The sequence below is a fragment of the Arthrobacter sp. ES3-54 genome (assembly GCF_029504395.1).
Taxonomy (GTDB): Bacteria; Actinomycetota; Actinomycetes; order Actinomycetales; family Micrococcaceae; genus Arthrobacter.
Window position 1 is genome coordinate 12616 of the sequence record NZ_JAQFIF010000022.1, and the last position, 14063, is coordinate 26678.

The window sequence follows — 14063 nt, forward strand, 5'->3', positions numbered from 1 at the left end:
GGCCACACGCATCAGCAATGAGGAGTAGCCATGTGGAGTGACGTGCCGGAGGCGGAGCCATCCGCGGCATGGGTGGAGCTTACTGAGAACGGCTGGGGGGCGCTCATGGGATGGGCAGCCGGAGCGGAGAACCTGCGCCGCCGCCCGTCTTCGGACTCGGGAAGGACCGTCACCGGCTATACCGAGCAAGCCGGGGTCCGGCGGCATTTCGAGGAGCCGTTCACTGCTGCGGACCGGGAGGGAGTCGATGACGACATCGACGAATACCTGCGGGCAGCCGATCTGCCGCCGCGTCCGCGGGGATACAGCTGGTACATCCGTGTTCCCGATGGCTATGCGTCCCCGGATTCGTTCCTGACCGACGTCGACGCTGCAGTCCTCAAGGCTGCAGGCGCCACAGTCCACCCCCGGCAGCTCCGGCCGATCTTCGAAGCCGTGCTCCGAGGCATCTACGCAGAGGGAAGCTGACGGCTGTTGCCCAAGGCCAAGTCGAGCCGCACCCGAAGCGGCCTCGCGAGCTGGAGGATCGTGGCCTTCGGAACTGACAGAGGTCAACTTCGTTTCGCCACCGGCGAGCTTGGCCTGAAGCTCATCAATGAGCGGTTCTAGAGGCGCGCCGTGCCGACCAGTGAGGGGCGCAAGCGCATGGAGCCGCGGATGACTCGCGGCTCCTGGAAGTTCGGAGCCTGGTCCGCCGGCGGACAGATCGTGGTCAGTGCATTGCTCGCCCTCAACAAGCTCTGGTCAGAAAAGGGATTCGACGCCGTATCCTTCTGGATCTACACGGCCTGGTTCGCGGTTAGCGTGGCGCAGTTCCTGTATCTGCTCCGGGTCCGGAGAAACGACTCACCCTTCTGGATGAGGAGGAAGCCCGCCGGGCCGGCTGGGACCGTCGGGGAAGGTTGTTGTAATCCCGGCTTCGGCGCCGGGATTCTGGCCCCGGTGAGCCTGTTTGCATCCCTCACCCGCTCTAGGCGTCCGGCCGATTTACCTCGTCGGCGTTGCTGGTCAGGTCGGCACCTTCGTTGATCTGGACCGCTTCGATCTGCGGATCGGCGATGAGGTCTGCGACGAGGCCGGGGCTGCCGGCGACGATGGTGGAGTCGAAGTCGATCTCCGTGACCATGACCCAGGCCCTGTCCTCAGGCCAGAGCAGGTTCGGTGATTGCGGCCAGTACGGGTCGCGGTTCCAGGGGGCGTCCTGAATCCACGGGCCGTCCGTGAAGGTCCGCGGGGCGGCGGCGAACAGGTAATAGTCGCGCCCCGGGAGTGACAGCCGCGAGTTCTTCATTGTCTTTGCGGGCAGCAGACCGGCCCCGGAGCGGTGCGCCGCCGTGAGCTTCCCAAGGATCCCCGGAAGTCGGCCCCGGACCGCAGTCAGCTGCCGGTATCCCGCTGAGCCTGTGAACCCGCCCCAGCCTTCCCAGACCGCGGCGACACCGCTGTCCGGCGTGGTGGTGTGCCTGCAAAGGACCGTTGCCACCGGTTCGAGGGTGTGGACGGCGAGGTTTCCCTGGTCCGGTTCCGAGTACCGCCACCCGTTCGAGTCGAGAACCTCCCGGTGTTCCCCGACCTCGGGTCCGGCCAGCCGGTGGTACTGCGCCAGCGGGTGCATGGTCTTGCCGAAGACGCGGGCCACCTCAGCCCACATCACGGGCCCGCCGTCCTCGCCCGTGGGCCGATCCCTTCGCGCCGGATGGAACACCCGGGCATAGGCAGGGAAGCCGCGCGGCACGACGTTCAGATCCTGACCGCCGGTGTCCAGCGAGGGGCGCAGCCAGCTTCCACGCTCAGCATCAATCGGTTCCACGGCCTCAGCCTAGTCCGCAGCGCGGCTGCTGACGGGGTGGGCCCTCACATGTCACTGGTCCAGGTCGGCGCAAGCGGCTCGCCCTCCGATCCAGGCAGCGGGCCGCACCAGCCGCGGGCATGTCCTCGCCTTTTCACGGCCCGCTCCAAGGGATTAAGCCGGAACACGTCATCCGAGGTGAAGTTGCCCGTGGTGGCGGATCCGCCCGTCCTGAATAACCCGAGGGCCCACAACGTCGCCCTTGCATAGGCAGGTGCTGAGGGCCGGAGACTTCACGAGTACATCTCGTAATCCATGGGCATGCGGACATTCTCCTCCGGTTACTTGCCGTTTTTCTGGGGTGCTGCCTTGGCGGTCTTTCGGGTCGATACCCAGCATGCTGCCCAGAGCCCTGCGACGAGCAACAGGGTTTCGGTTCCGTTCGGAGCCATGCCGAACAACGCCAGGACGTAGGGCGCGGCGAACACCAGCACCACGGTGCCGGCAAGGGCGAAGACGACAGCTCTGGAAGTCATGACCAAACCGTATTGCCGAACAGCTCCATGCTTCTGACCTTCATATGTTGAGGCAGAGCCTAGACCGGGGCGGCGCCACGCCCAACTGTCCGTGGCCCTGGTTCCTCGGGACCAGCCCGCGGCTCCTCAGCCTCACTGGACTGTGATTTTGATTCCGGCGACCGCCCCGGTCCAAGCGCCGGTCGGGTCTGGGCGGGTCAGCTGGGCACCGACGTACCCTTTCTGCACCTACCAGGGAATGACCGATCAGATCGAATTCTCATCACTTCCGCAGGGATTCACCACCACAGTGCTGCAACCGATGGGCGCCGATCAGTCTGAATGGTTGCCGAGAACAAAAAATCCGGCGTGATCCGCAGATAGGGGGTGGACATCGTCCCTCCCGGCCGCCAACGCTCATGCAGGTGCTCAGGTGCTCAGGTGCTCAGGTGCTCAGGTGCTCAGGTGCTCAGGGCCCTGGAGCAGGGGGAGTTGTGTCATTTGTCGGGTCTTTGGATTTGTTTCCGCATGAGGGGCCCCGTCAACCTGCATCACTGCGTAGTCGCCTCAGGTGGCGCGGACGGCCACTTTGCGCCGAAAGGTAGGGCTCCTGCCTGGAAACTGAATCGGGCCGGAGCCGTGGATAGGTCGGGGAACTCTCGCTACCACCACGCGTTCAGACTGCTGTAGTCGGAGATGTCAGCGATGACACACTGCACGTATACGATCTCCTCGACCGCGAAGCCGGCAGCGCGGGCGATCGACATGACGTTGTGCCAGGCCAGCGCCGTCTCTTCCTCGATGGTTCCCTCGTGATACTTCCGTCACGACGCAGTGCGTGCATACTTTGTCGGTTACATCGTGGGATTGCCCGACTAGCGCGTCCGCGGGGCCGCCGGATCGATCAGGGACAGATCACCCCAGCACGGTGAAAGCGCTGATAGCGGACCCCTCGACAACCTAGCTTGACGTGGTATCCGCAATCGGTGGCTGGTCCCTGCGGAGGCCGTTGCTCCTCGATGGGCGCAGCAGGCCGCGGCGCAACAGATCGTGCCGCGGACTGGTTCAGGCTAGTGAGGCTGTCCCTAGGGCCCTTGTCCCACAGTCTGTGGGACAAGTGGCTGCTGGAGCATCTGCTCGCCCTGGTCGCCATGGACGTGTGCCGTTTCGCGTGGAGATGTATGAGAGTTTGAGCGGAACAGCAGCCTGTTCGATCGACCGCCCGTTCGGCGTTGGCAAGCTGTGACAACTCTGGTATGACGAAGGTCGGAGCATCTCTCGACATTAAGCTCGGTGACCTGCTAGCCGCTGTCGACCTCGGGCCTCCGCCACAACAGAGTTAGCGGTCGTTTCTCCGGTCCCCGGGGAACGGTCGAGTCCCATCACTGAGAATGGTTTTCCGATGCCCAAAGAAATCCCTGTCGATGCGACCGCAGGTGTCGCCTTCCCGGTCCTTTCAGCCGAGCAGATCAGACGCCTCTGGAGTTACGCCGTTGTGCAGGACGTTGCCGTCGGCGACACCGTGTTCCGGGCGGGCGACGAGACCTACGATCTCATCGTCATTGAGCGGGGAGCGGTGGATCTGATCCGGGCCGCCACCCACGATGCACCGGAGGAGATCGTGGTCAGCCATGGGCCCGGCCGTTTCATCGGTGAGTTGAGCTTGCTCACCGGTCAAGCCGTGTACCTGACGGGGCTGGTGGTGCAAGCGGGACGAATTCATAGGATTCCGCCGGCCCAGTTTCGTCGGCTGATGGCTGAGGACGCCGAGCTTTCCGATATTCTGTTGCGCGCCTTTCTCGCTCGGAGAGAACTCCTTCGCAACAACTCAGCTGCCCGAGTCGTCGAGATCGTGGGGAGCCGTCACTCCGCAGCTTCACTGGAACTGCGGACATTCGCGGCGCGATTACGACTTACCCATCTTTATATCGAGGCCGATTCCATTGCCGGGCAGGCGCTCATGCTCGCCGTGCAGGTCGAGACCGCGGACCTCCCTGTCGTCATCACCCCCGGCAAGGTGATGCGCCGCGCGACCGCAGAGATCATGGCCCGCGAACTCGGACTCTCGTACCGTCGAGCGGCCAACCAAAAGGTGGATCTAGCAGTGATTGGCGCAGGCCCGGCGGGACTTGCCGCTGCGGTCTACGGCGCATCGGAGGGGCTCGCAACTGTCCTGTTCGACATGGTTGGTCCTGGCGGACAAGCTGCCGCGAGTTCGCGAATCGAGAACTATCTCGGTTTCCCCACCGGCATTAGCGGGACGGACCTGACAGGGAAAGCGATCGTGCAGGCACTCAAGTTCGGCGCTCAGCTATCGGCACCGTGCGGGGTCACAGCACTCGACGTTGACACCGGCGTAATCCGTCTCGCGCTGACCGACGGCACCAGCCTCGAAAGCCGCGCCGTGATCATCTCCACGGGCGCCCGGTACAGGTCTCTTCCCCTGACCCACTGGGAAAAGTTCCAAGGCGCCGGAATCTACTACGCTGCCACTGAACTCGAAGCAAAATGGTGTGCCGGTAAACCGGTCGCAGTTGTCGGCGGCGCGAACTCGGCCGGACAGGCTTCGCTCTATCTTGCGTCGCGCGGAAACGCCGTCCACCTCGTCGTCCGCGGTGCTGATCTCGCCGCCGACATGTCCCGCTATCTCGTAGACCGGCTGGCCGCAGAACCACTGGTCTCCATCCACACCGCGACTGAGGTGTCGGGCCTCCAGGGCGAAACCCATCTTGCCGCTGTTGAGATAACGGAACGGGAATCGGAGATCCGCACGCTTATCGAATGCGCAGGCCTCTTCTGCTTTATCGGCGCAGTTCCCGCCACCGCCTGGCTGAATGGAGTCGCGCTCGATGACGAAGGTTTTATCCTTACCGACTCGGACCTGGTTCCGGCCGAACTCGGTGGAAGCTGGTCCGCCCTAGGGCGGCGGCCGCTGCCCTTCGAAACCAGCATCCCTGGGGTGTTCGCCGCGGGCGACGTCCGCCGGGGCTCAATGAAGCGCGTCGCCGCAGCGGTCGGAGAGGGAGCGAGCGCCGTCCAATCAGTCCATGCCTCAATCGGATTCCACGTTTAGCCCATGAACCAAATCGAGAATCGGCGGAATTCCGCTGTCGCGAGCGACCGCTGGACAGCGCTGCGCACCAGACGAATCCCGACAGGTTGCGGCATACGCCCGGCCCGTGACCCCAGGGTATAGCTCTCCCTTGGGCCTGCCGTCCGGCGTAGAGTTGGGCGTGATCCACGCATACCCCGATGAGGAGGCGGCCATGGGCGATACCCCCGGCATCGATGTTTCGGTCCCGCCCAGCGGGACCGGCTGCGTTGAATGCGAAGCCGGCGGCGGCTGGTGGCTGCACCTGCGGCGGTGTGCCCAGTGCGGCCACATCGGCTGCTGCGATAATTCGCCGGCCCAACACGCCACCGCCCACGCCCGCTCAACGGGGCACCCGATCATCCGCAGCTTCGAACCGGGCGAGGACTGGTTCTGGGACTACCGCAGCTCTACCTATTTCGTCGGTCCGGAACTGGCGCCACCGGCCCATCATCCGGCGGACCAGACCGTCCCTGGGCCGGCCTCGCGGGTGCCCAGCGACTGGGAGGACCAGCTGCACTGACGCCGGACCGGGCCGCCGGGCGTTAGGCGCGTCAGAGCCCTTGGTGAAGGCGTCCCCGCGGTTGCCTGGGACATGGCCGCTCTGCTCGAGTTCATCACAAGCCTTGGTCCCGTTGTTCGCGACTAGGGTCACGGGCATTGACTTCGTCGTTACGGCGAGAAGTTGTCGGCCTCGATGATGGCCTCGATGAAGGCTTCGGGTGCCTCTTGCGGCAGGTTGTGCCCGACTCCTCCGGAGAGGGTTCGGTGCGTGTACTGTCCCGTGAACTTCGCCGGGTAGGCGCTCGGGTCCGGGTGGGGTGCGCCATTGGCATCACCTTCGAGGGTGATCGTCGGCACCGTGATGGGCGGACTGGTCGCGAGTTGTTGTTCCAAGCCGTCGTAACGGGGTTCGCCTGGTGCCAGCCCGAGTCGCCATCGGTAGTTGTGGATCACGATGTCGACGTGGTCGGCGTTGGCGAAGGACGCCGCGCTGCGGTCGAACGTCGCATCGTCGAAGGTCCATTTGGGTGAGGCGGTGTGCCAGATCAGCTTCGCGAAGTCGTCGCGGTACTTGTCGTAGCCGGCCCTGCCCCGTTCGGTCGCGAAGTAGAACTGATACCACCACGAAAGCTCTGCCGATGGCGGCAACGGTTCCGCGTTCGCTGCCGGATTGCCGATCAGGTAGCCACTGACGGACACCAGGGCCGTGCAGCGGCGGGGCCAGAGCGCGGCGACGACGTCCGCGGACCGTGCACCCCAGTCGAATCCTGCGATGATCGCCGACTCGATGCCGAGTGCGTCCATGAGTTCGATCGTGTCGACAGCCAAGGCGGACTGCTGGCCGTTGCGCGTCGCGGTGTCGGAGAGGAAGCGGGTTGTACCGAAGCCGCGGAGGTGCGGCACGATCACGCGATAGCCGGCAGCGCCGAGCGCCGGTGCGACGTCGGCGTAGCTATGGATGTCGTAGGGCCATCCGTGCAGCAGAACGACGGGTTGACCGTCGGCGGGTCCGATGTCCACGAATCCGACGTTCAGCACGCCGGCGTCGATCTGGTCGACTGGCCCGAACGTGGCCGCGTCCATTTAGCTGACCTCTGCGATTGCCGATCGGATCACGTCGGCCACGGCTTGGGGCTGGGACATCATGATGACGTGTGAGCCGTCCAGTTCGGTGATGGCGGCGCCGGCCCGCTCGGCGTGGGCTCTGGTGACGTCTGTCCCGGCGGCACGATCGGCGGTGGCCACTACCGCCCATGAGGGTAGGGTCTTCCACGCCGGTGCACCGGACGGTTCCCCGAACGCGATGTCGGTGACCGGTCGCTGGACGGTGCCGATCAATGCGGCCTGCACGTCGGTCAGGTCTCCTGCGAATGCGTGACGGGCTTTCGCCGGGTCGATGAAGAACTCTGTTCCGGTTCCGCTGCCTGTCGGGTACTGGCGTGGCACTAACGCCGCGCCGAGGACGCTGTCCTTGGAGGCGGCGGTGATGTCGCTCAGCTTCTCGCCTTCGTCGGGGGCGAAGGCGGCCACGAAGACGAGGCCGGCGACGTTCTGGCTCTGCGTCGCGGCGTTGCTGATGACTGCGCCGCCGTAGGAGTGGGCGACTGCGAGGACAGGCCCGGGGATCTGGGCGAACACGCTTGCGAGGTAGGCGCTGTCGAAAGAGATGCCGCGAAGCGGGACTGCGACGGCGAACACTTGGATTCCGTCGGCTTGAAGAAGCTCGATCACGCCGTTCCAGCTGGAGCTGTCGGCGAACGCGCCGTGGACGAGCACAACTGTGAGCGGTTGAGCGGGTGCTGGTTCGGATGTCATTTTTCCTCCTGGGCTATCCGAATGTGAATACGAAGGCTTCGACCCCGGGGTCGCGGAAGGTGATCGTGAATTTCCGGTCACGGATCGGCCCGGGCTGACGTATCAGTTGGTACATCCGCTGATACTCGGCCGTACCGTTGCCGTGACCGTCGACGTCGACGCCGTGGGCTGGCCCCGGCGGCTCGCCGTCGAGGAGGACGGTGAAGCGTACCGGTTTGTCCGTCACTGGCGGGCCCATCACGAGGTTGAGGTCGCGGGCGAAGAACCTAAAGGAGATCGCCCCATCGGGCTGGTTGAGCCGGACACCGACGGAGCCGATCCGCCAGTCGCCTGACAGGGACCAGTGATTGCGCCGCAATACGGCCGGCGCGGAGTAGTGCTGGCGATCGTCGGGGACGACCGGTTCTGGCGAGGCGAGTCCGACTGCACGTCCGTAGCCGAGATACGTTTCCGGCGACCCCAGGCTGGACCAGTCGGCCGCCGCCTCGACGCCCTGGGGCTCAATGGTCATCAGGCCCTGTTCGATGTCGGTGCCGGCCTCGCGCAGGAGCATCTGGATGACCATCTCGGATTGCTCGTATTCTCCTTCTCCAAAGTGGTGATGCCGGATCTGGCCCTTGGCGTCGGCGAAGTACAGGGCCGGCCAGTAGTGGTTGTCGAACGCCTGCCAGAGGGCGTAGTCGTTGTCGACCGCGACCGGGTAGCGGACGTCCATCTCATTGATGGCGCGGGCCACATTGGCGAGGTCGCCCTCGAAGTCGAACTCGGGCGTCTGCACGCCGACGACCGTCAGCCCGCGATCGGCGTAGGCGTCGGCCCATGCGCGTATCCAGGGCAGCGAGCGAATCCAGTTGATGCAGGTGTAGGTGCCGAAGCTAATGAGCACGACCTGGCCGCGTAGGTCCGCCGGCGCCAGGGGCTGTGAGTTGAGCCAAGTGGTGGCTCCGTCGAACGGGGGCAGTACCCCTTCGACTGGCAGGTCGTTGCGGTGCCGAAACACTTTGGGCCCTCAGCGCAGGGATCTGAACGCTGCGCGAAGCTCGGATGAGAACAATTGCGGTTGTTCCCATGCGGCGAAGTGGCCGCCTCGGTCAACCCGGTTGTAGTAGATGAGGTTGTTCGGATAGGCGCGCTCGGCCCAGCTCCTTGGGGCCTGGTAGAGCTCGTCGGGGAACACGCTGATGGCGAACGGGATCGTAATGGGCTTCGCATCGAAGAACGACGCCGTGTTCTCCCAGTAAAGCCGGGCGGCCGAGACGCCGGTGTTCGTCAGCCAGTAGAGCGTGATGTTGTCGAGGATGTCGTCCCGCGTCAGGTCTCCGGCCAAGCGCCCGTCCAGGATCTCCGCAATCAATCCAGGCTGGCCGGTTCCGTCGCCGTGGTCGATCGCGAACGCCGCAAGGTCGATCGGAGAGTCCGCGAACCCGTACATCGTCTGCGGACGCGTGCCCATGATGAGGGCGTACGCGACATGCTTGGCGTAGAACGCGCTCAACTGGTCGTAGGCACGTTGCTCCTCGTCCGAGAGGCCGGAGGGCGCCGGCTCGCCGCGCAAGTAGCCGTCGAGGTCTGCTGGGGCCGTGCCAGGCATGTTCGAGTGGATTCCGAGCAGTTCCGGGGCCGCTTGCTGGCCCATCTGCTGCGTGACTGCTGCCCCCCAGTCGCCGCCCTGGGCCACGAACCGGTCGTAACCGAGCCGTTTCATCAACACGACCCAGGCACGGGCGATGCGGGACGGATCCCACCCGGTGTCGGTCGGTATGGCGGAAAACCCGTGGCCGGGCAACGACGGGATCACTAGATCAAACGCATCGTCCGCACTCGCACCATATGCTGTCGGGTTCGTGAGGGGCTCGATGATCTTCAGCTGTTCGATGATCGAGCCCGGCCACCCATGCGTGATGATGAGCGGCAGCGCACCATCATGCTGAGAGCGGACGTGAATGAAGTGAATGTCCAACCCGTCGATCTCGGTGGTGAAGTTCGGCAGCGCGTTGAGGGTCGCCTCGCATGCGCGCCATTCGTAATCGGTGGCCCAGTGGCGGGCGAGCGCTTGCATAGTCGCGAGTGGCACTCCCTGCGAGTCGTCCGTCACCGTCTCACGCTCCGGCCAGCGCGTCGCGACAATCCGGCGACGCATGTCCTCCAATGCCTCCTGTGGGAAGTCACTGCGGAAGGGTCGGATCGAGCTCTGATCGGTCGGACTACCTGTCGTGGCGGTCATGGTCTCCTCTTCTCTTCTCCCAGGCGCGGTTGTATTCACACGCGCCGAACTTGCTCCCTCGCCTTGGAGCGTGGCGCTCTTCTCGGGCCCCGCGGCCTGTATTCGACGAGTTGTTGCCGCCCCCGGTCTCGAACATTCCACTTGCCGTACTGGTCGTGCGTTGGATCGTCACCAGCAGCGATGTCGGCCGGGTCGACGGCTCGTTTGATCATCGGAGGTTTACCCTGCGGTATCGGATGATGTGAGGGGGGTCGAGGCGTAGACCAGTTCTCATGTGCCGTCGACCGCAGCAATCCCAGACTTCCGTGAACCATCCGGGATGCTGACGAACGTCATCGGATGACGAGACAAGCCTCGTGGCGGCATCAGCGCATACGAGGATTACTGAATGCTACTCGCGGGGCGGCGCACGCGGAAGGCCTTCTGAATGACCACGCCGATGGCCTCCTGCTGATGCGTCACCACATCATTCGTCACGCATTCATTGGGGTATTTGTACCTAGGTCCGGTCGTTCTGCGGGTCATATAGTTGACGTCGAAGCAGGCGTCCGGACCACCAGCGCACGCTATAACGACATCATCCACGATTTCATGATGTTGAATCCTGTGCGCGAAAGCGCCGCTGCCACGGCCGCCGTTGAGCAGGCTATCCATGTCCTCCGCAAGGCATTCGGGAACATGTAGAAGACCGCATAGGCAGGGGAATCCCACGCCTTTGCGGGTCAGCGTCCAGGCGGCCCGTGCCCCAGCGGCTGGAACAGTACCCGGAACAGGGCACCCTGCCGTACAGCGGCTCCGTTCAGTGTCACAAACGAAAGTGCAACCTAGGAAGTCATGAAGATCGTAATTATCGGCGGAACCGGGCTCGTCGGTTCAAAACTCGTCAGCAAGCTCGGCGAACACGGCCACGAAGCGGTTGCCGCTTCCCCCAACTCGGGGGTGAACACGATTACCGGCCAAGGCCTCGCGGATGTACTCCAGGGAGCAGACGTTGTTGTCGACGTGTCGAATTCGCCCTCGTTCGAAGACGTGGCGGTGATGGACTTCTTTAGTACCTCCACCCGCAACCTGCTCGCGGCGGAGAAGGGAGCCGGCGTCGGCCACCACGTTGCCCTGTCAGTGGTCGGGACTGAGCGTCTGGCCGAAAGCGGCTACTTTCGAGCGAAGATCGAGCAGGAGAAGCTCATCAAAGAATCAGGCCTGCCGTACTCGATTGTTCATGCGACGCAATTTTTCGAGTTCGTCACGAGCATCGCACAGGCTGCAACCCAGGGAAACACGGTTCGTCTGCCACCCGCACTGATCCAACCGATAGCCGCTGAGGACGTAGCCACCGCAGTCGGCCGCACCGCTGTGGGTACTCCGCTGAACGCCACCGTCGAGATCGCCGGTCCCGAACAGTTCCGGCTCGACGATCTCATCCGCAGGGGACTCAACTTCAAGGTGGACCCCCGCGAGGTCGTCGCCGATCCCACCGCACGCTACTTCGACCTACTGCTGGAGGAACGCGAATTGCTCCCCGGCGATGAAGCGACCATCTACAACAGCCGCTTCGAGGAGTGGTTGCAACAGCAGTAATCGACAAAGCCGTATCAGCTTTCGAGGAGACGTCGAAAGCCGCCCTGCACCCTACTCCGCGATGCGAAGGGACGGCTGCGACGAGTTGCCGCGTCCGCGATCCCGGAGCTGGTCCAGTTCCATCCGTCAGGCATTGTCGAACCAGAGAATGCAACTGGCACCCTCGTCTCGGAATCAGGACGCGGGGAACGCGCATTCTCACCAACGCACTAGGTGAGCGCTTGGTGAAATGCGGATCAAAGCATCAGCACTGCAACCCAGGGAGTGAACGTGTCAGGAAGTAATCCCGACCCGTATGAGGACAAGATCACCGGCCTGGAGCCGGGAGGCGGCGTGCCGCCAGGCGAGACCCCTCCTGCCGAAGCCTCGACAGGCGGACCGCAGGGTCACGATGAAAACGGCACGAGTATGGGCACCCAGATTCTCTGGATGGCCGGGATCGCGGCAGTGGTCCTGTTGTCGCTGCTGTACTTTATCGGTTACATCGTGGGATTGCTCGACTAGCGCACCCTCGGGGCTGCCGGATCGATCACGGACAGATCACCCCAGGACCGTGAAAGCGCCGATAATGGACCTTCCGTCAAATCGATTGCCGCTTCGGCTACGGCATGACGGCCGCGCCGGCCTGGGCGCTTCTCTCCAGCTTCTTTGTGCCGCCCGTGATTGGAGCGGTCCCCGCGGGTGCGTGAGGAATAGTAGTCTCCATGATCAGCAGCCGGCGCCCATGGTGCTGGTGCCTTCGGACGAAAGGTCGCTTGGTACAAACGACTTCGGACAACCCAGTGTCAGCAGTCAGCCGCACCGGAGCGTTCATCCCGCATCGGCCAGTGCAGGCGACTTCGCAAACTGACAGTGGCCCCTGACTTCTTATTCCACGAAGATGCTAATGCCGGTCGCCGCCAGGGCGCCCAGCTGCCCGGTCAGATCCCACTTCACCGTCGATTGAATATGGCAGTTTGCCGTTCGTTCCACTATTAGTCCCAGATTGGGCCGGGAACCCCCCGTAGAGGGTTCCTGCAACGGAACGGCAGGTGGTCCTGGTTCAGGCCGTCACACCGGTCCTGAATCAAACTGCCATATCCACACGTCAACGGAATGCTGGACGGGGGCAGCGGCGCATGCTTTGCTGGTCCTTGGGCGACCGCCTGCCCGGTCTGGCCGGGGTCTGACTGATCTTCTAAGGAGCTGCACAGTGGCTGGTCTGAGCGATAAGTTCGACAAGGCATACGAGGACAAGAGCATTGAGGAACTGGCCAAGGCACCTGTTGGTGCGCTTCAGGGCATGTCCGAGGCCGACGCTCTGAAGTTACAGGAAGCGCTGAATATCAAGACCGTAAAAGACCTGGGCACGAACAAGTTCTTCCTCTGGGCCCAGGCTGTGGCGAAACTGGCCGAATAGGCCGGGGAGTCCAGAACCTGGCCGCCGGGTCGCGGTTTACGCCCGTGGGCCGGCGGCCGGTGCCGGGCCTGCTGTTTCGAAATCTGGTGCAGTTATCCCGAGGCAGCGCTAAGGCATGGCTGCCGGCAATATGACGGTCGTGCGAAAACTGGTGCGGTGGACGGGCGTGCTGAACGTGGGGGCCCATGACCCAACATGACATTCCGGTGATTCTCGAAATCCTTTGTTTGTGAGAGCCACGATTCAGATGTGGTCTGATTCAGGCATGACAAAGCCCGTGCCCGGCGACTCCACCCGGGCTCAGCCACGCGGCGCCGGCAAATCGAGGTTCCAGTGGCGCGAGACCATCAGCAGCCACCCGGTGTCGTCCCCGTCGTGGCCAAGGCCTGCGGGTCCCGGTGTGATGTAGAACCGCGAGACGACGCGCTGCGAGCCTTCGGCGTCTCCATAAAGCACGTCGACGGTGAAGCCGTCGCCGGCGGCTCCCTTCATGGCGTTACGGTAGTCGGCCGACTCCGGGTCCCGGATGGCGACCTGGCAGAAACCGGCGTCGTTGGACGGCACATAGATGTCGCGTGTCAGCCGGTGGAACTCCTCCACTGGTGCCAGCGGAGCCCTGGCATCCGGTGGCAGATGCCAGCCGTGCAGGATCGCCACCCCTGCGCCGGCGTTGCGCACAGACATCACCAGGTACACGGTGTTGTCGGCGATCTCGAGGGCGGCGTGGCCACCCTGCACGACCATCCACTTGCCTTCCATAAACCGCACCTTCTGCGGAGCATCCGACCAGTTGGAAGGCAGAAGGATGGGGCGCAAACCGTTCAGCAGTGCGCGCTCAGCCAGCCGGGCCGACCGGTTCGCTGACCTCGTGGAGATGAACGTCGCGACGGCGAGCACCGTCGTACCGAGAGCGGTGCCGAGGTTGGAGAGTAGAAGCCAGTCGACCATAGGCAACATTCAACGTCATCCCCTGCCTCGCCAGCAATCGACGCCAGACGTCTGCGGAGTCAAACCAGACGATGCTGCGCGTCGGGGCAGGCAATCCCTCATCCGTGCACGCGCGGACGATTCGCGGTGAACCCCCGCCAGGGTAAGCTTCTGCCGCTTCAGATAGCGTTGGTGGGCCCCCTTATGGCTCCCGCCAACTC

General features: G+C 63.9%; 14 protein-coding genes. 6 read left to right on the plus strand and 8 right to left on the minus strand.

From position 1 onward, the window contains the following. Positions 1 to 30: 30 nt before the first annotated feature. On the plus strand, positions 31 to 468 hold the full coding sequence (locus tag M2428_RS20945) for a DUF5956 family protein (protein WP_277527899.1): 438 nt from the start codon (positions 31 to 33) through the stop codon (positions 466 to 468). A 502-nt stretch (positions 469 to 970) separates the two neighbouring features. Here M2428_RS20945 and M2428_RS20950 read toward each other — a convergent pair. After that, positions 971 to 1810: a hypothetical protein gene (locus M2428_RS20950; RefSeq protein WP_277527900.1), complete on the minus strand. Its 840-nt coding sequence runs from the start codon at positions 1808 to 1810 to the stop codon at positions 971 to 973. A gap of 320 nt (positions 1811 to 2130) precedes the next feature. Further along, positions 2131 to 2325 (minus strand): hypothetical protein, encoded by a 195-nt coding sequence (locus M2428_RS20955; protein ID WP_277527901.1) that lies wholly within the window; start codon positions 2323 to 2325, stop codon positions 2131 to 2133. Between the two features lie 1474 nt (positions 2326 to 3799). On the opposite strand from M2428_RS20955, the gene M2428_RS20960 reads away from it, so the two are divergent. Next, complete coding sequence (locus M2428_RS20960; RefSeq protein WP_277527902.1) at positions 3800 to 5377, plus strand: cyclic nucleotide-binding domain-containing thioredoxin-disulfide reductase; 1578 nt, start codon at positions 3800 to 3802, stop codon at positions 5375 to 5377. A gap of 193 nt (positions 5378 to 5570) precedes the next feature. Beyond that, the gene (locus tag M2428_RS20965) at positions 5571 to 5918 is read left to right on the plus strand and encodes a UBP-type zinc finger domain-containing protein (protein ID WP_277527928.1); all 348 of its coding nucleotides are present in this window, start codon (positions 5571 to 5573) and stop codon (positions 5916 to 5918) included. 149 nt (positions 5919 to 6067) lie between these two features. On the opposite strand, the gene M2428_RS20970 is transcribed toward M2428_RS20965, so the two are convergent. From M2428_RS20970 to M2428_RS20990, 5 genes are all read right to left on the minus strand, one after another. Next, the gene (locus M2428_RS20970) at positions 6068 to 6982 is read right to left on the minus strand and encodes an alpha/beta hydrolase (protein WP_277527903.1); all 915 of its coding nucleotides are present in this window, start codon (positions 6980 to 6982) and stop codon (positions 6068 to 6070) included. Beyond that, positions 6983 to 7714, minus strand: coding sequence for an alpha/beta hydrolase (locus M2428_RS20975; RefSeq protein ID WP_277527904.1), 732 nt, complete (start codon positions 7712 to 7714; stop codon positions 6983 to 6985). Between the two features lie 13 nt (positions 7715 to 7727). Then, positions 7728 to 8714: a redoxin domain-containing protein gene (locus M2428_RS20980; RefSeq protein WP_277527905.1), complete on the minus strand. Its 987-nt coding sequence runs from the start codon at positions 8712 to 8714 to the stop codon at positions 7728 to 7730. 9 nt (positions 8715 to 8723) lie between these two features. Continuing rightward, entirely contained in the window at positions 8724 to 9938 is a 1215-nt protein-coding gene (locus M2428_RS20985) for an epoxide hydrolase family protein (RefSeq protein ID WP_277527906.1), read from the minus strand. Between the two features lie 381 nt (positions 9939 to 10319). Continuing rightward, positions 10320 to 10592, minus strand: coding sequence for a hypothetical protein (locus tag M2428_RS20990; RefSeq protein ID WP_277527907.1), 273 nt, complete (start codon positions 10590 to 10592; stop codon positions 10320 to 10322). 180 nt (positions 10593 to 10772) lie between these two features. Between M2428_RS20990 and M2428_RS20995 the strand changes: the two genes are divergently transcribed. The 3 genes from M2428_RS20995 to M2428_RS21010 all read left to right on the plus strand — a co-directional run bounded on the left by M2428_RS20995 (position 10773) and on the right by M2428_RS21010 (position 12915). After that, on the plus strand, positions 10773 to 11516 hold the full coding sequence (locus M2428_RS20995) for an SDR family oxidoreductase (RefSeq protein WP_277527908.1): 744 nt from the start codon (positions 10773 to 10775) through the stop codon (positions 11514 to 11516). A gap of 270 nt (positions 11517 to 11786) precedes the next feature. Further along, a complete protein-coding gene (locus M2428_RS21005) occupies positions 11787 to 12020 on the plus strand; it encodes a DUF6480 family protein (protein WP_277527910.1) in 234 nt (77 codons plus the stop codon). A 688-nt stretch (positions 12021 to 12708) separates the two neighbouring features. Continuing rightward, positions 12709 to 12915 (plus strand): hypothetical protein, encoded by a 207-nt coding sequence (locus M2428_RS21010; protein WP_277527911.1) that lies wholly within the window; start codon positions 12709 to 12711, stop codon positions 12913 to 12915. Between the two features lie 300 nt (positions 12916 to 13215). On the opposite strand, the gene M2428_RS21015 is transcribed toward M2428_RS21010, so the two are convergent. Continuing rightward, the gene (locus M2428_RS21015; RefSeq protein ID WP_277527912.1) at positions 13216 to 13863 is read right to left on the minus strand and encodes a hypothetical protein; all 648 of its coding nucleotides are present in this window, start codon (positions 13861 to 13863) and stop codon (positions 13216 to 13218) included. Positions 13864 to 14063: the final 200 nt, after the last annotated feature.